This window comes from Pseudomonas sp. VS40 (genome assembly GCF_018587885.1).
GTDB classification, from domain to species: Bacteria; Pseudomonadota; Gammaproteobacteria; order Pseudomonadales; family Pseudomonadaceae; genus Aquipseudomonas; species Aquipseudomonas pergaminensis.
Genome location: NZ_JAGYWD010000016.1, coordinates 1 through 16,372, shown reverse-complemented (window position 1 = coordinate 16,372; position 16,372 = coordinate 1). Strand labels below are relative to the sequence as shown.

The 16,372-nt window shown below is 56.3% G+C and carries 22 protein-coding genes and 1 pseudogene; 22 read left to right on the top strand and 1 reads right to left on the bottom strand.

What is annotated here, in order from left to right; all coding sequences use genetic code 11:
• Positions 1-12 precede the first annotated feature (12 nt).
• From rplN to bfr, 19 genes are all read left to right on the top strand, one after another.
• Positions 13-381, top strand: a complete 369-nt coding sequence (gene rplN / locus KHP07_RS28910) for a 50S ribosomal protein L14 (protein ID WP_002555479.1) — start codon at positions 13-15, stop codon at positions 379-381.
• 11 nt (positions 382-392) lie between these two features.
• Positions 393-707: a 50S ribosomal protein L24 gene (gene rplX, locus KHP07_RS28905; protein ID WP_007896770.1), complete on the top strand. Its 315-nt coding sequence runs from the start codon at positions 393-395 to the stop codon at positions 705-707.
• Between the two features lie 22 nt (positions 708-729).
• Positions 730-1,269: a 50S ribosomal protein L5 gene (rplE, locus tag KHP07_RS28900; RefSeq protein ID WP_003194642.1), complete on the top strand. Its 540-nt coding sequence runs from the start codon at positions 730-732 to the stop codon at positions 1,267-1,269.
• A 13-nt stretch (positions 1,270-1,282) separates the two neighbouring features.
• On the top strand, positions 1,283-1,588 hold the full coding sequence (rpsN, locus tag KHP07_RS28895) for a 30S ribosomal protein S14 (RefSeq protein WP_003176414.1): 306 nt from the start codon (positions 1,283-1,285) through the stop codon (positions 1,586-1,588).
• A 208-nt stretch (positions 1,589-1,796) separates the two neighbouring features.
• Positions 1,797-2,189: a 30S ribosomal protein S8 gene (rpsH, locus tag KHP07_RS28890; protein ID WP_010566853.1), complete on the top strand. Its 393-nt coding sequence runs from the start codon at positions 1,797-1,799 to the stop codon at positions 2,187-2,189.
• Positions 2,190-2,201: 12 nt separating this feature from the next.
• Positions 2,202-2,735: a 50S ribosomal protein L6 gene (gene rplF / locus KHP07_RS28885; RefSeq protein ID WP_003194640.1), complete on the top strand. Its 534-nt coding sequence runs from the start codon at positions 2,202-2,204 to the stop codon at positions 2,733-2,735.
• A gap of 10 nt (positions 2,736-2,745) precedes the next feature.
• On the top strand, positions 2,746-3,096 hold the full coding sequence (rplR, locus tag KHP07_RS28880; protein WP_003186037.1) for a 50S ribosomal protein L18: 351 nt from the start codon (positions 2,746-2,748) through the stop codon (positions 3,094-3,096).
• 3 nt (positions 3,097-3,099) lie between these two features.
• Positions 3,100-3,600, top strand: a complete 501-nt coding sequence (gene rpsE, locus KHP07_RS28875) for a 30S ribosomal protein S5 (RefSeq protein WP_003176409.1) — start codon at positions 3,100-3,102, stop codon at positions 3,598-3,600.
• Positions 3,601-3,602: 2 nt separating this feature from the next.
• Positions 3,603-3,779, top strand: coding sequence for a 50S ribosomal protein L30 (gene rpmD, locus KHP07_RS28870; protein ID WP_003176408.1), 177 nt, complete (start codon positions 3,603-3,605; stop codon positions 3,777-3,779).
• 3 nt (positions 3,780-3,782) lie between these two features.
• The gene (rplO, locus tag KHP07_RS28865) at positions 3,783-4,220 is read left to right on the top strand and encodes a 50S ribosomal protein L15 (RefSeq protein ID WP_003176407.1); all 438 of its coding nucleotides are present in this window, start codon (positions 3,783-3,785) and stop codon (positions 4,218-4,220) included.
• Positions 4,221-5,549 (top strand): preprotein translocase subunit SecY, encoded by a 1,329-nt coding sequence (secY, locus tag KHP07_RS28860; RefSeq protein ID WP_003194637.1) that lies wholly within the window; start codon positions 4,221-4,223, stop codon positions 5,547-5,549. It begins immediately after the preceding gene.
• A 28-nt stretch (positions 5,550-5,577) separates the two neighbouring features.
• Entirely contained in the window at positions 5,578-5,694 is a 117-nt protein-coding gene (rpmJ, locus tag KHP07_RS28855; RefSeq protein ID WP_002555468.1) for a 50S ribosomal protein L36, read from the top strand.
• A 129-nt stretch (positions 5,695-5,823) separates the two neighbouring features.
• Complete coding sequence (gene rpsM, locus KHP07_RS28850; protein ID WP_076964124.1) at positions 5,824-6,180, top strand: 30S ribosomal protein S13; 357 nt, start codon at positions 5,824-5,826, stop codon at positions 6,178-6,180.
• A 30-nt stretch (positions 6,181-6,210) separates the two neighbouring features.
• Positions 6,211-6,600, top strand: coding sequence for a 30S ribosomal protein S11 (gene rpsK, locus KHP07_RS28845; RefSeq protein ID WP_002555466.1), 390 nt, complete (start codon positions 6,211-6,213; stop codon positions 6,598-6,600).
• 18 nt (positions 6,601-6,618) lie between these two features.
• Positions 6,619-7,239 (top strand): 30S ribosomal protein S4, encoded by a 621-nt coding sequence (rpsD, locus tag KHP07_RS28840; RefSeq protein WP_003176404.1) that lies wholly within the window; start codon positions 6,619-6,621, stop codon positions 7,237-7,239.
• Positions 7,240-7,261: 22 nt separating this feature from the next.
• Complete coding sequence (locus tag KHP07_RS28835) at positions 7,262-8,263, top strand: DNA-directed RNA polymerase subunit alpha (RefSeq protein ID WP_003176403.1); 1,002 nt, start codon at positions 7,262-7,264, stop codon at positions 8,261-8,263.
• A gap of 41 nt (positions 8,264-8,304) precedes the next feature.
• Complete coding sequence (gene rplQ / locus KHP07_RS28830; protein WP_007918448.1) at positions 8,305-8,691, top strand: 50S ribosomal protein L17; 387 nt, start codon at positions 8,305-8,307, stop codon at positions 8,689-8,691.
• Positions 8,692-8,929: 238 nt separating this feature from the next.
• Positions 8,930-10,378 carry a catalase gene (locus KHP07_RS28825; RefSeq protein WP_078050398.1) on the top strand — a complete coding sequence of 483 codons (1,449 nt, stop codon included), beginning with the start codon at positions 8,930-8,932 and terminating at the stop codon, positions 10,376-10,378.
• A 155-nt stretch (positions 10,379-10,533) separates the two neighbouring features.
• Positions 10,534-10,998 carry a bacterioferritin gene (bfr, locus tag KHP07_RS28820; RefSeq protein ID WP_033900044.1) on the top strand — a complete coding sequence of 155 codons (465 nt, stop codon included), beginning with the start codon at positions 10,534-10,536 and terminating at the stop codon, positions 10,996-10,998.
• A gap of 66 nt (positions 10,999-11,064) precedes the next feature.
• On the opposite strand, the gene uvrA is transcribed toward bfr, so the two are convergent.
• On the bottom strand, positions 11,065-13,899 hold the full coding sequence (gene uvrA / locus KHP07_RS28815) for an excinuclease ABC subunit UvrA (RefSeq protein WP_025857202.1): 2,835 nt from the start codon (positions 13,897-13,899) through the stop codon (positions 11,065-11,067).
• A 178-nt stretch (positions 13,900-14,077) separates the two neighbouring features.
• On the opposite strand from uvrA, the gene KHP07_RS28810 reads away from it, so the two are divergent.
• The 3 genes and pseudogenes from KHP07_RS28810 to KHP07_RS29645 all read left to right on the top strand — a co-directional run.
• Complete coding sequence (locus tag KHP07_RS28810) at positions 14,078-15,472, top strand: MFS transporter (protein ID WP_214498477.1); 1,395 nt, start codon at positions 14,078-14,080, stop codon at positions 15,470-15,472.
• Positions 15,473-15,481: 9 nt separating this feature from the next.
• The gene (locus KHP07_RS28805) at positions 15,482-15,997 is read left to right on the top strand and encodes a single-stranded DNA-binding protein (protein WP_003232445.1); all 516 of its coding nucleotides are present in this window, start codon (positions 15,482-15,484) and stop codon (positions 15,995-15,997) included.
• A gap of 132 nt (positions 15,998-16,129) precedes the next feature.
• Positions 16,130-16,246, top strand: a pseudogene (locus KHP07_RS29645) (site-specific integrase); the annotation flags it as partial.
• Positions 16,247-16,372 lie beyond the last annotated feature (126 nt).

Here is a 16,372-nt window from a genome sequence, read left to right as displayed (position 1 = left end):
CGGAGAAATTATATGATTCAGACTCAATCCATGCTCGATGTGGCCGATAACAGCGGCGCTCGCCGTGTTATGTGCATCAAGGTGCTGGGTGGCTCCCATCGTCGTTACGCTGGTATCGGTGACATCATCAAAGTTACCGTGAAGGAAGCAATTCCTCGCGGTAAAGTGAAAAAAGGCCAAGTGATGACTGCTGTTGTAGTCCGCACTCGTCACGGCGTACGCCGTGCTGATGGCTCCATTATCCGCTTTGATGGCAACGCTGCTGTTCTTCTGAACAACAAGCAAGAGCCGATCGGCACCCGTATCTTTGGGCCAGTGACCCGTGAACTTCGTACTGAGAAGTTCATGAAGATCGTCTCGCTCGCCCCAGAAGTGCTGTAAGGAGATCCGACATGCAAAAGATTCGTCGTGACGACGAGATCATCGTGATCGCCGGCAAAGACAAAGGTAAGCGCGGTAAGGTGCTGAAGGTTCTCGCTGACGACCGTCTGGTCGTTGGTGGTCTGAACCTGGTCAAGCGTCATACCAAGCCTAACCCGATGTCGGGCGTACAGGGCGGTATCGTCGAGAAAGAAGCGCCATTGCACGCTTCTAACGTCGCCATCTTCAACGGCGAAACCAACAAGGCTGACCGCGTTGGTTTCAAAGTAGAAGACGGTAAGAAAATTCGTGTCTTCAAGTCGACCCAAAAAGCGGTTGATGCTTGAACACTGCTAGGTAGATAAGACCATGGCACGACTACAAGAGATTTACCGGAAGGAAATCGCCCCCAAGCTTAAGGAAGAACTTAAGCTCGGGAACGTGATGGAAGTTCCGCGCGTCACCAAAATCACCCTGAACATGGGTCTGGGCGAAGCGATCGGCGACAAAAAAGTCATCGAGCACGCTGTTGCTGACCTGGAAAAGATCACCGGTCAAAAAGTCGTTGTGACTTACGCTCGGAAATCCATCGCTGGCTTTAAAGTCCGTGAAGGTTGGCCGATCGGCGTCAAAGTGACTCTGCGCCGTGAGCGTATGTACGAATTCCTGGATCGTCTGCTGTCGATCTCCCTGCCTCGGGTTCGCGACTTCCGCGGCCTGAATGCCAAGTCCTTCGATGGTCGTGGTAACTACAGCATGGGCGTGAAAGAGCAGATCATCTTCCCGGAAATCGACTACGACAAGATCGATGCTCTCCGCGGTCTGGACATCACCCTGACCACCACTGCCAAGAACGATGATGAAGGTCGCGCCCTGTTGCGTGCTTTCAAATTCCCGTTCCGCAACTGATTGGAGTAGGACCATGGCCAAGATGAGCATGAAAAACCGCGAGCTGAAGCGTCAGCTCACGGTTGCCAAGTACGCCAAGAAGCGTGCAGCACTGAAAGCAATCATCGTTGATCTGAACGCAAGTCCAGAAGCGCGTTGGGAAGCTACAGTAGCTCTGCAGAAGCAGCCACGTGACGCAAGCGCTTCGCGCATGCGTAACCGCTGCCGCCTGACCGGTCGTCCACACGGCGTTTACCGCAAGTTCGGCCTCGGCCGTAACAAACTGCGTGAAGCGGCAATGCGTGGTGACGTACCAGGTCTGGTTAAAGCCAGCTGGTAAGTACTTTCAGAGTCCAGGTGGTCGGCATCGCAAGATAACGACCACCGGTGACCTTGAATCTGGAACAAGCCCCTTTTGGGGCTTGTTTCATTTCCGGAGTGTGTCTAGAATACCCGGCTCGCCTGAGCCCGTGTTTTCTATGCCCGGAGATTCTCGGCGACATATGTAGCCGCAAGGCTAATTTTTTTGTATTAGGAGCGTCTAGCCCATGAGTATGCAGGACCCGTTAGCGGACATGCTAACTCGTATCCGTAATGCCCAGATGGCTGAAAAGTCCGTCGTAAGCATGCCATCTTCCAAGTTGAAGGTAGCTGTTGCCAAAGTCCTGAAAGACGAAGGCTACATTGCGGGTTATCAGATCAGCAGCGAAACCAAACCACTGCTGTCCATCGAGCTGAAGTACTTCGAAGGCCGTTCGGTCATCGAGGAAGTGAAGCGCGTTAGCCGTCCAGGCCTGCGTCAGTACAAGTCCGCTGAAGATCTGCCGAAAGTTCGTGGCGGTCTGGGCGTGTCTATCGTCTCCACCAACAAAGGTGTGATGACGGATCGTGCTGCGCGCGCTGCCGGTGTCGGCGGCGAAGTTCTTTGCACTGTGTTCTAAGGGGGGATAAGCATGTCTCGCGTCGCTAAGAACCCCGTTAAGCTGCCAGCCGGTGTCGAAGTCAAATTCGCAGGCCAACAGCTTTCGGTGAAGGGTGCCAAGGGTACTCTTGAACTGAACATCCATTCGTCCGTTGAGATCGTTGAAGAAGCTGGTGAGCTGCGTTTCGCTGCTCGCAATGGCGATCAACAAACTCGCGCAATGGCCGGTACCACGCGTGCGTTGGTAAACAACATGGTCCAAGGCGTAAGCCAAGGCTTCGAGCGTAAGCTCCAGCTGGTCGGTGTTGGTTACAAAGCGCAAGCAAAAGGCACGGTTTTGAACCTGGCCCTTGGCTTCTCGCACCCTGTGGATTACGAACTGCCAGCGGGCATCACTGCTGAGACCCCTAGCCAGACCGATATCCTGATCAAGGGCATCGATAAGCAGCTGGTAGGTCAAGTGGCCGCTGAGATCCGCGACTTCCGTCCACCAGAGCCGTACAAAGGCAAAGGTGTGCGCTACGCGGACGAAGTCGTCCGTCGTAAAGAAGCCAAGAAGAAGTAGGGCATAGCAAATGACCGACAAAAAAGTTACTCGACTGCGTCGCGCTCGCAAAGCACGCCTGAAAATGCACGAACTCGAAGTCGTGCGTCTCTGCGTGTTCCGCTCGTCGCAGCACATCTACGCCCAGGTCATCTCGGCCGACGGCAACAAAGTCCTGGCAAGCGCCTCGACTTTGGATAAAGAACTGCGTGATGGTGCCACTGGCAACATCGACGCGGCCACAAAGGTTGGCCAGCTGGTCGCTACGCGTGCTAAGGCCGCTGGCGTCTCGCAAGTGGCTTTCGACCGCTCTGGCTTCAAGTACCACGGTCGCGTGAAAGCGCTGGCTGATGCTGCTCGTGAAGCTGGGCTGGAGTTCTAAGTTATGTCAAATAACGACCAAAAGCGCGACGAAGGCTACATTGAGAAGCTGGTTCAAGTTAACCGCGTAGCCAAAACCGTTAAAGGCGGCCGTATCTTCACTTTCACCGCGTTGACCGTGGTTGGTGATGGTAAAGGGCGCGTTGGCTTCGGCCGTGGCAAGTCACGTGAAGTGCCTGCTGCGATCCAGAAGGCAATGGAAGCTGCTCGTCGCAACATGATCCAAGTTGATCTGAACGGCACCACTCTGCAGTACGCAATGAAGTCCGCCCATGGCGCTTCGAAGGTGTACATGCAGCCTGCTTCTGAAGGTACCGGTATCATCGCTGGCGGCGCTATGCGTGCTGTCCTCGAAGTTGCTGGCGTTCAGAACGTTCTGGCCAAGTGCTATGGCTCGACTAACCCGGTAAACGTGGTTCACGCCACTTTCAAAGGTTTGAAAGCTATGCAATCTCCTGAGTCCATCGCTGCCAAGCGTGGCCTGACTGTCAAGGAGATCTTCTGATCATGGCTACCGTTAAAGTAACGCTGATCAAAAGCATGACCGGCCGCATCCCTAACCACAAACTGTGCGTTAAAGGTCTGGGTCTGCGTCGCATCGGTCACACTGTAGAAGTCCAGGATACTCCCGAGAATCGCGGGATGATCAACAAGGCTTACTACATGCTGCGTGTAGAGGGTTAATCGATGAAACTCAATGATCTGAGTCCAGCGCCGGGTTCCCGTCGCGAAAAGCATCGTCCGGGCCGTGGTATCGGTAGCGGTTTGGGTAAGACTGGTGGCCGTGGCCACAAAGGTCAAACCTCCCGCTCCGGTGGCACCATCGCTCCAGGCTTTGAAGGCGGTCAACAGCCGCTGCATCGTCGCCTGCCTAAGTTCGGTTTCGTATCCCTGAAAGCCATGGACCGCGCAGAAGTGCGTCTGTCCGAGCTGGCTAAAGTGGAAGGCGACATCGTTACTGTGCAGACCCTGAAAGATGCCAACGTGATCAACGTCAACGTACAGCGTGTGAAAATCATGCTGTCCGGTGAAGTGACTCGCGCTGTCACTATCGGCAAGGGAATCGGCGCCACCAAAGGTGCGCGTTCGGCTATCGAAGCAGCTGGCGGCAAGTTCGAGGAATAAATGGCTAAGCAAGGTGCTCTCTCAGCGCTCGGCAAAGGCGGTATGTCTGAACTTTGGGCTCGTCTGCGTTTTCTGTTCCTGGCGATTATCGTCTACCGAATAGGCGCACACATCCCGGTTCCAGGTATCAACCCGGACCGACTCGCAGACCTGTTTCGACAGAATGAGGGGACCATTCTTAGCTTGTTCAACATGTTTTCCGGCGGCGCGCTGGAGCGGATGAGCATCTTTGCACTGGGGATCATGCCGTACATTTCGGCATCGATCATCATGCAACTGATGACCGCCGTCAGCCCGCAGCTGGAGCAGTTGAAGAAGGAAGGTGAAGCTGGCCGTCGCAAGATTAGCCAGTACACCCGCTACGGCACTGTCGTCCTCGCCTTGGTTCAAGCTATCGGCATGTCCGTTGGCCTGGCCGGGCAGGGCGTTGCGTTCACTGGTGACTTTGGCTTCCATTTCGTCGCGGTATCCACGTTTGTGGCTGGTGCGATGTTCATGATGTGGCTGGGTGAGCAGATTACTGAGCGTGGTGTTGGTAACGGTATCTCGATGTTGATTTTCGCAGGTATCGTCGCCGGTCTTCCGAGAGCGATTGGGCAGTCTTTCGAGTCTGCGCGTCAGGGTGATATCAATATTTTCGCCTTGGTTGCCATCGGTTTGCTGGCAGTAGCGATTATCGGTTTTGTGGTGTTCATTGAGCGTGGCCAGCGTCGTATTGCTGTTCACTACGCCAAGCGTCAGCAGGGCCGTAAGGTTTTTGCTGCGCAGACAAGCCACTTGCCGCTGAAAGTGAATATGGCCGGTGTTATTCCGGCAATTTTCGCGAGCAGCATTTTGCTGTTTCCGGCTTCGTTGGGTACCTGGTTTGGTCAGTCTGAAAATATGGGCTGGCTGCAGGACCTCTCTCAGTCGATCGCTCCTGGTCAGCCGTTGAATATTCTGCTGTTTAGTGCAGGGATTATTTTCTTCTGCTTCTTCTATACGGCGTTGATGTTCAATCCGAAAGACGTAGCGGAAAACCTGAAGAAGTCCGGTGCCTTTATTCCGGGCATCCGTCCAGGTGAGCAGTCTGCGCGCTACATTGATGGCGTTCTGACTCGTTTGACCCTGTTCGGTGCTCTATATATGACGGCCGTGTGCTTGTTGCCCCAGTTCCTGGTGGTTGCAGCAAACGTTCCGTTCTACCTTGGCGGGACCTCGTTGCTGATCGTGGTCGTGGTTGTGATGGACTTCATGTCCCAAGTACAATCGCACCTCGTTTCGCACCAGTACGAATCCCTGATGAAGAAAGCCAACCTGAAGGGCTACGGCAGCGGCATGTTGCGCTGAGTACCCCATAAGGTTCGAGGAGTTGGTGATGAAAGTTCGTGCATCGGTGAAAAAGCTGTGCCGTAACTGCAAGATTATTCGCCGCGAAGGTGTTGTTCGAGTAATTTGCAGCGCGGAACCGCGTCACAAACAGCGCCAAGGCTGAGTGTGATCCGCTTGAAGCCCGGCAGCTAGTGCGCTGCCGGGTTGATTATTTGTTATTACAGCGATATTATCTCGCGCCCTATTTCTTGGCTTCCGGGGCGTAGGTAGCTGTCAATTGGAGTCCCACTGAATGGCCCGTATTGCAGGCGTTAACATTCCAGATAACAAGCACACTGTTATCTCGCTGACCTACATCTATGGTGTTGGTCGCACTACTGCGCAGAAAATTTGCGCAGTTGCTGGGGTAAACCCAGCCGCTAAGATCAAGGATCTGAGCGACGAGCAGATTGAATCGCTGCGTGGCGAAGTGGCGAAGTTCACCACTGAAGGTGACCTGCGCCGTGAAATCAACATGAAAATCAAGCGTTTGATGGACCTCGGTTGCTATCGCGGTCTGCGTCATCGTCGTGGTCTTCCAGTACGCGGTCAGCGTACCAAGACTAACGCGCGTACCCGTAAAGGTCCGCGTAAGCCGATCCGCAAGTAATCGCCCCAGCGAATCGACAGGAAAATTATCATGGCAAAACCTGCTGCTCGTCCTCGTAAAAAAGTTAAAAAGACAGTGGTTGATGGCATCGCCCACATCCATGCTTCTTTTAACAACACCATCGTGACCATCACCGACCGTCAAGGTAACGCGCTTTCTTGGGCTACCTCCGGTGGTTCGGGTTTCCGCGGTTCCCGCAAGTCCACCCCGTTTGCTGCTCAAGTAGCTGCTGAACGTGCTGGCCAAGCTGCGCTGGAATATGGCCTGAAAAACCTCGACGTTAACGTCAAAGGTCCAGGTCCAGGTCGTGAGTCTGCTGTCCGTGCTTTGAACGGCTGTGGCTATAAGATCGCCAGCATCACCGACGTGACGCCAATCCCGCACAACGGGTGCCGTCCGCCGAAGAAGCGCCGCGTGTAATCCAGGAGATTGTAAAGAATGGCTCGTTACATTGGTCCAAAATGCAAACTCGCTCGTCGCGAAGGCACCGATCTCTTCCTGAAGAGCGGCGTGCGCGCGATCGAATCGAAGTGCAACATTGAAGCAGCACCTGGTATCCACGGCCAACGCCGCGGTCGCCAGTCCGATTACGGCACCCAACTGCGTGAAAAGCAGAAGGTCCGTCGTATCTACGGCGTTCTCGAGCGTCAGTTCAGTGGCTACTACAAAGAAGCTGCTGGCAAAAAAGGTGCAACCGGTGAAAACCTGCTGCAACTGCTCGAATGCCGTCTGGACAACGTTGTATACCGTATGGGCTTTGGTTCGACTCGTGCCGAATCCCGTCAGCTGGTATCGCACAAGTCGATCAGCGTTAACGGTCAGACCGTAAACGTTCCGTCCTACCAGGTTCGTGCTGGTGACGTGGTCGCAGTTCGCGAGAAAGCAAAAAACCAACTTCGCATTGTCCAAGCTCTCGATCTGTGTGCCCAACGTGGCCGCGTAGAATGGGTAGAAGTAGACACTGAGAAGAAGTCGGGCGTTTTCAAGAACGTTCCTGCTCGCAGTGATCTGTCCGCCGACATCAACGAAAGCCTGATTGTCGAGCTCTACTCCAAGTAAGGGCTAGAAAATAGGTGCATCCATGCAGATTTCGGTAAATGAGTTCCTGACACCCCGCCACATTGATGTGCAGGTTGTCAGTCCAACCCGCGCCAAAATTACTCTCGAGCCTCTCGAGCGTGGTTTTGGCCACACCCTGGGCAACGCGCTGCGCCGCATCCTGTTGTCCTCAATGCCCGGCTGTGCAGTAGTCGAGGCCGAGATTGACGGTGTGCTCCACGAGTACAGCGCCATCGAAGGTGTACAGGAAGACGTAATTGAAATCCTGTTGAACCTTAAAGGTCTGGCTATCAAGCTGCACGGCCGTGACGAAGTTACGCTGACCTTGTCGAAGAAGGGTTCGGGGGTGGTTACCGCTGCCGATATTCAGCTGGATCATGATGTCGAGATCGTTAACCCCGATCACGTAATCGCTAACCTGGCGTCTAACGGCGCCCTGAACATGAAGCTCACCGTAGCTCGTGGTCGTGGTTATGAACCGGCCGACTCGCGTCAGAGCGATGAAGACGAAAGCCGCAGCATTGGTCGCTTGCAGCTTGACTCTTCGTTCAGCCCGGTTCGCCGTATCGCATACGTGGTGGAAAACGCCCGTGTCGAGCAGCGTACTAACCTGGACAAGCTGGTTATTGATCTGGAAACCAACGGTACTCTGGATCCTGAAGAGGCTATTCGCCGCGCTGCAACCATTCTGCAACAGCAGTTGGCTGCGTTCGTCGACCTCAAAGGTGACAGCGAACCAGTGGTAATCGAGCAGGAAGACGAGATCGATCCGATCCTGCTTCGCCCGGTTGACGATCTGGAACTGACTGTACGTTCGGCTAACTGCCTTAAGGCGGAAAACATTTACTACATCGGCGACCTGATTCAGCGTACCGAAGTAGAACTGTTGAAGACTCCGAACCTGGGCAAGAAATCCTTGACTGAAATCAAGGACGTTCTGGCCTCCCGCGGTCTGTCCCTCGGCATGCGCCTCGACAACTGGCCGCCTGCAAGTCTTAAGAAGGACGACAAGGCGACTGCCTGATCGTCGTAATCACCGAACGTGAGTTTGGTAAGGAATGAACCATGCGTCATCGTAAAAGTGGTCGTCACCTGAGCCGTACCAGCTCGCACCGCAAGGCCATGTTCCAAAACATGGCGGTGTCGCTGTTCGAGCACGAGCTGATCAAAACTACACTGCCGAAAGCTAAAGAACTGCGTCGCGTTGCTGAGCCGCTGATCACTTTGGCCAAGACAGACAGCCTGGCTAACCGCCGTCTGGCTTTCGACCGTACTCGTTCGAAAGCTATCGTTGGTAAGCTCTTCAACGACCTGGGCAAGCGTTACGCTACCCGTGAGGGTGGCTACCTGCGCATCCTCAAGTGCGGTTTCCGCACTGGCGACAACGCGCCTATGGCGTACGTCGAGTTGGTTGATCGTGCTACTGCCGGCGAAGCTGTAAGCGCCGAGTAAGACGACAAGCTGTAACGAAGAACCGGGCCTAGTGCCCGGTTTTTTGTGCGCGTAACAAAAGCGCGATTTGTACAAGCGCCCACGGGTTGTTGTCGGCACTATGGAAACTGGGGAGTCTGGTAGTTATTCTCTATCGACGCCTACAATTTAATGAATTTGTAGACGTCATATTGATGATCAATACTTCCTCCAAGCCGATTAGCCGGCAGTTCCAAGTCCGACCTGAGGGAAATTGAGCATGAGTCAGAATAAAATCCTTACCACCGCCAGCGGCGCTCCCGTTGCGGACAACCAGAATTCCCGCTCCGCCGGCCCGCGTGGCCCGCTGCTGCTCGACGATTTTCATCTGATCGAGAAGCTTGCCCACTTCAACCGTGAAAACATTCCTGAGCGCCGTGTACACGCCAAGGGCTCGGGCGCCTATGGCACCTTCACCGTTACCCAAGACATTACGCAGTACACCAGCGCCAAGCTGTTTGAGTCCGTCGGCAAGCAAACCCCGACCTTCCTGCGGTTTTCTACCGTAGGCGGTGAGCGTGGTTCGGCTGACACCGAGCGCGATCCACGTGGCTTTGCCCTGAAGTTCTACACCGAAGAAGGCAACTGGGACATCGTGGGTAACAACACCCCTGTGTTCTTCATTCGCGACCCATTGAAGTTCCCGGACTTTATTCACACTCAGAAGCGCCTGCCGCAAAGCAACCTGAAGAGTGCGCAAATGATGTGGGACTTCTGGTCGCACTCTCCTGAGGCGCTGCACCAGGTCACCATTCTGTTCTCGGACCGTGGCATCCCCGATGGGTACCGTCACATGCACGGCTTCGGCAGCCACACCTACAGCCTGATCAACGCCGCCGGCGAGCGTCATTGGGTCAAGTGGCACTACAAGACCAAGCAGGGCATCAAGAACCTGGCGCCGGCCGAAGCTGCACGCCTGGCCGGTACTGATCCTGATTACGCTCAGCGCGATTTGTTTGGTGCAATCGAGCGCGGTGATTTTCCGAAATGGCGCGTCTGCATTCAGATCATGACCGAGGCCCAGGCCAACGCTCATTACGAGAATCCATTCGACGTGACCAAGACCTGGTCGCAGAAAGAATTCCCGTTGATCGAAGTCGGCGAGTTGGAGCTGAACCGCAACCCGCAAAACTACTTCGCAGAGGTGGAACAGGCTGCGTTCGGTCCTAGCAACATGGTTCCAGGTGTAGGTCTGTCGCCAGACCGTATGCTGCAAGGCCGCGTGTTTGCATATGCCGATGCTCACCGCTACCGTGTTGGCACCAACCACCAGCAACTGCCGGTCAACGCTCCACGTAGCCCGGTGAACAGCTACCAGCGTGATGGTTCGATGGCATTTGGCAGCAATGGCGGTGCGGCGCCTAACTACGAGCCGAACAGCTACGCGGATGCACCGAAACAGGCACCGCAGTACGCTGAGCCTGCTTTGGCCTTGAGCGGTGCGGCTGATCGTTACGATCACCGAGAAGACACTGATTACTACAGCCACGCCGGTGCGCTGTTCCGCCTGATGAACGATGAGCAGAAAGCGTTGCTCACCAGTAACATCGCCGGTGCGATGGGTGGGGTTTCCAGTGATGTCGTCCAGCGTCAGTTGCAGCACTTCTACAAGGCAGATCCTGCTTATGGAGAAGCAATCGCAAAGGCACTGGGTGTATCGCTTAACTAACTCTAAACGATAAGCAGAACCGCCCTCATTTGGGCGGTTTTTGCGTTATTTCAGCTACTTTTCTCCGGAAATCTTCACTTTTCTGCCGTTGGTCCCGTGACCTTCGAGTCATCATGGTTCAAACTACAGACTTTCAAGCAGGGAGATGTAGGGCGATGCAAGGTCACCCCGACGTAATCGATTACCTCAACACGTTGCTGACGGGCGAACTGGCTGCTCGTGACCAATATTTCATCCACTCGCGCATGTACGAAGACTGGGGCTTTACCGAGCTCTATGAGCGTATCAACCACGAGATGGAAGAAGAGGCACAGCACGCCGACGCACTGATGCGCCGTATCCTCATGCTCGAAGGCACGCCGCGCATGCGTCCCGATGACCTGGATGTGGGCACCACGGTACCTGACATGCTCGCCGCCGACCTGCGTCTTGAGTACAAGGTCCGTGCCGCGCTCTGCAAGGGCATCGAGCTCTGTGAGCAGCACAGCGACTTCGTCACCCGTGAAATCCTGCGGGTGCAGTTGAACGACACCGAAGAAGATCACACCTACTGGCTTGAAAAGCAGTTGGGCCTGATCAAGTTGATCGGCCTGGAGAATTACCTGCAATCGCAGTTCTGATTCCCGGCTACGAAAAAGCCCCTGTCACCGTAAAGTGACAGGGGCTTTTCATTGGGCCTGAATAAGTCAGGCCCGGTCGCGTTCCAGCAAGGGTTTCAAGTAGTAACCGGTGTGCGACTGCGGCATTTCGGAGACCTGCTCCGGCGTGCCAACCGCGATGATCTGGCCGCCCTTGGAGCCGCCTTCCGGCCCCAGGTCGACCAGCCAATCCGCGGTCTTGATCACATCAAGGTTGTGCTCGATCACCACCACCGTGTTGCCGTGGTCGCGCAGGCGGTGCAACACGTCCAGCAGCTGCTGGATATCCGCGAAGTGCAGGCCGGTGGTCGGCTCATCGAGGATATACAGGGTCTTGCCGGTATCGCGCTTGGACAGCTCGCGGGACAGCTTCACCCGCTGCGCCTCACCACCTGACAGCGTGGTCGCCGATTGCCCCAGCTTGATGTACGACAAGCCTACGTCCATCAGCGTCTGCAGCTTGCGCGCCAGCGCCGGGACTGCGTCGAAGAACACCCGCGCTTCCTCGATGGTCATCTCGAGGGTTTCGTGGATGCTCTTGCCCTTGTATTTGATCTCCAAGGTCTCGCGGTTGTAGCGCTTGCTCTTGCACACATCGCACGGCACGTAGATGTCCGGGAGAAAGTGCATCTCCACTTTGATCAGGCCATCGCCTTGGCATGCTTCACAGCGACCACCCTTGACGTTGAACGAGAACCTGCCCGGCCCGTAACCCCGTGAACGGGATTCCGGAACACCCGCAAACAGCTCGCGAATCGGCGTGAACAAACCGGTGTAGGTTGCCGGGTTGGAGCGTGGTGTACGGCCAATCGGGCTCTGGTCGATATCGACCACCTTGTCCAGATGCTCCAGGCCTTTGATGCTGTCATGGGCCGCGGCTTCCAGGGTGGTCGCGCCATTCAGCGCGGTGGCACTCAAGGGGAACAGCGTGTTGTTGATCAGCGTCGATTTGCCCGAGCCGGAAACCCCGGTCACGCAGGTCAGCAAACCTAGCGGAATTTCCAGGTCGACATTGCGCAAGTTGTTGCCACGCGCGCCCTTGAGGTGCAGTGCCAGCTTCTTGTTACGCGGGGTACGTTTGGCCGGTACTTCGATCTTCACACGACCGGACAAGTATTTGCCGGTCAGCGAATCGGGATGAGCCATGACTTCGGCAGGCGTGCCCTCGGCGACGATATGTCCGCCATGCACACCCGCACCTGGGCCAATGTCGACCACGTAGTCCGCCAGGCGGATTGCGTCTTCATCGTGCTCGACCACAATCACCGTGTTGCCGATATCCCGCAGATGTTTCAACGTGCCTAGCAGGCGGTCGTTGTCGCGCTGGTGCAAGCCAATCGACGGTTCATCGAGGATGTACAACACACCCACAAGGCCAGCACCAATCTGGCTGGCCAATCGAATGCGTTGAGCTTCGCCGCCGGACAAGGTGTCGGCACTGCGATCCAGCGACAGGTAATCCAAGCCAACGTTGACCAGGAACTGCAAGCGCTCGCGGATTTCCTTGAGGATCTTGTCAGCGATTTCGCCACGGCGACCGGTCAGCTTGAGTACACCAAAGTACTCACAGGCATCGCCGATCGGCAGGTTGGTCACTGCTGGCAATGTCTTCTCGCCCACCCATACATGCCGCGCCTCACGACGCAGGCGGGTGCCACGGCAATCCGGGCAGGGCTGGGTGCTGAGGAATTTCGCCAACTCTTCGCGCACGCTGGCCGACTCGGTCTCACGGTAGCGACGCTCGAGGTTCGGCACGATGCCTTCGAACGGGTGGGAACGCTTGACGATATCGCCACGGTCGTTCAGGTACTTGAAGTCCACGTTCTGCGAACCGCTGCCGTTGAGGATAACCTTCTGCTGGTCTGCCGGCAGTTGGTTGAACGGCACTTCCAGGCTGAATTTATAGTGCGACGCCAACGACCCCAGCATTTGGAAGTAATAGACGTTGCGCCTGTCCCAGCCGCGTATGGCGCCCTCCGCCAGCGTCAGGTCACCGTTGACCAGGCGCTTGATGTCGAAGAACTGCTTCACCCCCAGGCCATCACAGGTCGGGCAGGCGCCGGCTGGGTTGTTGAAGGAAAACAGCTTGGGTTCCAGCTCGCTGATGGCATGGCCACAGATCGGGCAGGCAAAGCGCGCGGAGAAGATGATCTCTTCGCCCGGCTCGTCATCCATCGGCGCCACCAGGGCAATGCCGTCCGCCAGCTTCAACGCGGTTTCAAAGGATTCCGCCAGGCGCTGCTGCAGATCGGCACGCACTTTGAAACGATCAACGACCACATCAATAGAGTGCTTCTTCTGCTTGTCGAGCTTCGGCGCTTCGTCCAGCTCATACAGCTTGCCGTTGATCCGCGCGCGCACGAAACCTTGGGCGCGCAACTCTTCGAAGACGGAAAGGTGTTCGCCCTTGCGCTCACGGATCACCGGCGCCAGCAGCATCAGCTTGGCGCCTTCCGGCTGGGCCAGCACCAGGTCGACCATCTGGCTGACGGTCTGGGCTTCCAGGGGAATGTCGTGGTCCGGGCAACGCGGAATACCCACGCGTGCATACAGCAGGCGCAGGTAGTCGTAGATTTCGGTAATGGTGCCCACGGTGGAGCGCGGGTTATGGGAGGTCGACTTCTGCTCGATGGAGATCGCCGGCGACAGGCCTTCAATGGTGTCGACGTCGGGCTTCTCCATCATCGACAGGAACTGGCGGGCATAGGCCGACAGCGATTCCACATAACGACGCTGGCCTTCGGCGTACAGCGTGTCGAACGCCAGGGACGACTTGCCGGACCCGGACAAGCCGGTGATGACGATCAGTTTGTCCCGGGGCAGGGTCAGGTCGATGTTCTTCAGGTTGTGGGTTCTAGCCCCACGAATCAGGATCTTGTCCAAGATGGCCTCGCACGGCGGGCGTAAATAATGCCGGAGTATACGGCTATAGACTGGATGAATATACACTGTCAAAAGGCCGCTTGCAGCCTTACATGAAAGCTGCGCGGCAAAGCGCCGCATATACCCTCTCAATCGATGGGACTGGTAGAATCGCCGCCGGTTCACACGAGGTTTTTCCATGCACGATCCCCACAGCGAACGCATGAGTAGCGGCGAGACCCGAGCGGCAAGCGGTCTGGCCCTGGTGTTCGCCTTCCGTATGCTGGGCATGTTTATGGTGTTGCCAGTGCTGGCGACCTATGGGATGGATCTCGCAGGTGCGACCCCGGCATTGATCGGCTTGGCGATTGGCGCCTATGGCCTGACCCAGGCGATTTTCCAGATCCCGTTCGGGATCATTTCCGACCGCATTGGCCGCCGTCCGGTGATCTACCTGGGGCTGATCGTGTTCGCGCTGGGCAGCGTGCTCGCCGCGCAGTCCGATTCGATCTGGGGTGTCATTGCCGGGCGTATCCTGCAAGGCGCCGGTGCGATTTCCGCGGCAGTCATGGCGTTGCTGTCTGACCTTACCCGGGAGCAACACCGCACCAAGGCCATGGCCATGATCGGCATGACCATCGGCCTGTCGTTTGCCGTGGCGATGGTGGTCGGGCCCTTGCTGACCCGCGCGTTCGGCCTGCACGGGCTGTTCCTGGCCACTGGTGGCATGGCGTTGTTCGGTATCGTGATCGTGGCCTTTATGGTGCCGCGCTCTACCGGCACGTTGCAGCACCGCGAGTCCGGCGTCGCCCGCCAGGCATTGCTGCCAACGCTCAAGCACCCGGACCTGCTGCGCCTGGATTTGGGTATCTTCGTGTTGCACGCAATGCTGATGTGCAGCTTCGTCGCCTTGCCCCTGGCGCTGGTGGGAAAAGCCGGCCTGCCCAAGGAGCAGCACTGGTGGGTGTACCTCACCGCCTTGTTGATTTCGTTCTTCGCCATGATCCCGTTCATTATCTATGGCGAGAAAAAACGCAAAATGAAACGAATCCTGCTCGGCGCCGTCGCGACGCTGATGCTCACTGAGCTATTCTTCTGGCAGTTCGGCGACAGCCTGCGGGCGCTGGTAATCGGCACGGTGGTGTTTTTCACCGCGTTCAACCTGCTGGAGGCTTCGTTGCCTTCGCTGATCAGCAAAGTTTCACCGGCCGGCGGCAAAGGGACGGCGATGGGTGTGTATTCCACCAGCCAGTTTCTGGGTTCTGCACTGGGCGGCATCATGGGTGGCTGGATGTTCCAGCATGGCGGTTTGTCGGTTGTATTTCTTGGATGCGCAGGTCTGGCTGCCCTCTGGCTAGCCTTTGCTGTTACCATGCGCGAACCTCCCTATGTGACGAGTCTGCGTTTGCCGTTATCGCCTGAAGCGATCCGCGAAGCCGGTCTGGTCGAGCGCCTTAAGGCCGTTACAGGGGTTACCGATGCCGTGGTTGTCGCTGAAGAAGCCGCCATCTACATCAAATTGGACACCGAATTATTGGATCGCGCGACGCTCGAGCAACTGGTCAACCCAGTGCCGACAGCGCGCCCAGCCTAGGAGAACGTTATGGCCCGTGGGGTTAACAAAGTCATATTGGTCGGTACATGCGGCCAGGATCCCGAAGTTCGCTACTTGCCTAACGGTAACGCCGTGACCAACCTGAGTCTGGCGACCAGCGAACAGTGGACCGACAAGCAGACCGGCCAGAAGGTCGAGAAAACCGAATGGCACCGTGTGTCGATGTTCGGCAAGGTCGCAGAGATCGCCGGTGAGTACCTGCGCAAAGGTTCGCAGGTGTACATCGAAGGCAAGCTGCAGACCCGCGAGTGGGAAAAAGACGGCATCAAGCGTTACACCACCGAAATCGTGGTCGACATGCAAGGCACCATGCAACTGCTGGGCGGCCGTCCACAGGGCGACCAACAGGGCCAGGGCGGCATGTCCAACTCGGCACCGCGTCCACAGCAGTCGCGTCCGCAGCCAAGCCAGCAGCCACAGCGTGAGTCGCGTCCAGCGCCACAGCAGGCCGCGCCGCAGCCAGCGCCGGATTTCGACAGCTTTGATGACGATATCCCGTTCTGAACCGCAGCTTTTTCAGAACCGTAAACATTAGAAGCGAAGCCATTGATTTGGCTTCGCTTTTTTATTGGTTACAGATTTTTGCGGATTAAGAGCTACATTTGTTAAGTGTTTACCTCTCAAGGGTGTAAACAAATGACTCTGAATCCGTATGCGATAAAGATGATTGTCTTGAGCTCTGGGGAGCGCTTGCCTGTGCTGATAGCACTGGCCTCTGGTGCGCCTTTATTTGAGCCCTCCGTTTACGTCCTCTGAATCGCCTCGGGTTTCGTAGACACCTCTTTGCCTTAAACTGAGGCCAATTAGGAGGTGCCATGAGCAACCCACGTTATCCCGAAGAATTCAAAATCCAAGCGGTCAATCAAGTGGCCGAAAAGA

Bases quoted from the DNA above. Each gene is read 5' to 3' on its own strand.
- rplX (WP_007896770.1), top strand. From the start codon at position 393: ATGCAAAAGATTCGTCGTGACGACGAGATCATCGTGATCGCCGGCAAA.
- rpmD (WP_003176408.1), top strand. From the start codon at position 3,603: ATGGCTACCGTTAAAGTAACGCTGATCAAAAGCATGACCGGCCGCATC.
- KHP07_RS28810 (WP_214498477.1), top strand. From the start codon at position 14,078: ATGCACGATCCCCACAGCGAACGCATGAGTAGCGGCGAGACCCGAGCG.
- rplR (WP_003186037.1), top strand. From the start codon at position 2,746: ATGACCGACAAAAAAGTTACTCGACTGCGTCGCGCTCGCAAAGCACGC.
- rpsH (WP_010566853.1), top strand. From the start codon at position 1,797: ATGAGTATGCAGGACCCGTTAGCGGACATGCTAACTCGTATCCGTAAT.
- rplE (WP_003194642.1), top strand. From the start codon at position 730: ATGGCACGACTACAAGAGATTTACCGGAAGGAAATCGCCCCCAAGCTT.
- rplO (WP_003176407.1), top strand. From the start codon at position 3,783: ATGAAACTCAATGATCTGAGTCCAGCGCCGGGTTCCCGTCGCGAAAAG.
- rpsE (WP_003176409.1), top strand. From the start codon at position 3,100: ATGTCAAATAACGACCAAAAGCGCGACGAAGGCTACATTGAGAAGCTG.
- rpsN (WP_003176414.1), top strand. From the start codon at position 1,283: ATGGCCAAGATGAGCATGAAAAACCGCGAGCTGAAGCGTCAGCTCACG.
- rpsM (WP_076964124.1), top strand. From the start codon at position 5,824: ATGGCCCGTATTGCAGGCGTTAACATTCCAGATAACAAGCACACTGTT.
- secY (WP_003194637.1), top strand. From the start codon at position 4,221: ATGGCTAAGCAAGGTGCTCTCTCAGCGCTCGGCAAAGGCGGTATGTCT.
- rpsD (WP_003176404.1), top strand. From the start codon at position 6,619: ATGGCTCGTTACATTGGTCCAAAATGCAAACTCGCTCGTCGCGAAGGC.
- rplN (WP_002555479.1), top strand. From the start codon at position 13: ATGATTCAGACTCAATCCATGCTCGATGTGGCCGATAACAGCGGCGCT.
- bfr (WP_033900044.1), top strand. From the start codon at position 10,534: ATGCAAGGTCACCCCGACGTAATCGATTACCTCAACACGTTGCTGACG.
- KHP07_RS28825 (WP_078050398.1), top strand. From the start codon at position 8,930: ATGAGTCAGAATAAAATCCTTACCACCGCCAGCGGCGCTCCCGTTGCG.
- rpmJ (WP_002555468.1), top strand. From the start codon at position 5,578: ATGAAAGTTCGTGCATCGGTGAAAAAGCTGTGCCGTAACTGCAAGATT.
- KHP07_RS28805 (WP_003232445.1), top strand. From the start codon at position 15,482: ATGGCCCGTGGGGTTAACAAAGTCATATTGGTCGGTACATGCGGCCAG.
- rpsK (WP_002555466.1), top strand. From the start codon at position 6,211: ATGGCAAAACCTGCTGCTCGTCCTCGTAAAAAAGTTAAAAAGACAGTG.
- rplF (WP_003194640.1), top strand. From the start codon at position 2,202: ATGTCTCGCGTCGCTAAGAACCCCGTTAAGCTGCCAGCCGGTGTCGAA.
- rplQ (WP_007918448.1), top strand. From the start codon at position 8,305: ATGCGTCATCGTAAAAGTGGTCGTCACCTGAGCCGTACCAGCTCGCAC.
- KHP07_RS28835 (WP_003176403.1), top strand. From the start codon at position 7,262: ATGCAGATTTCGGTAAATGAGTTCCTGACACCCCGCCACATTGATGTG.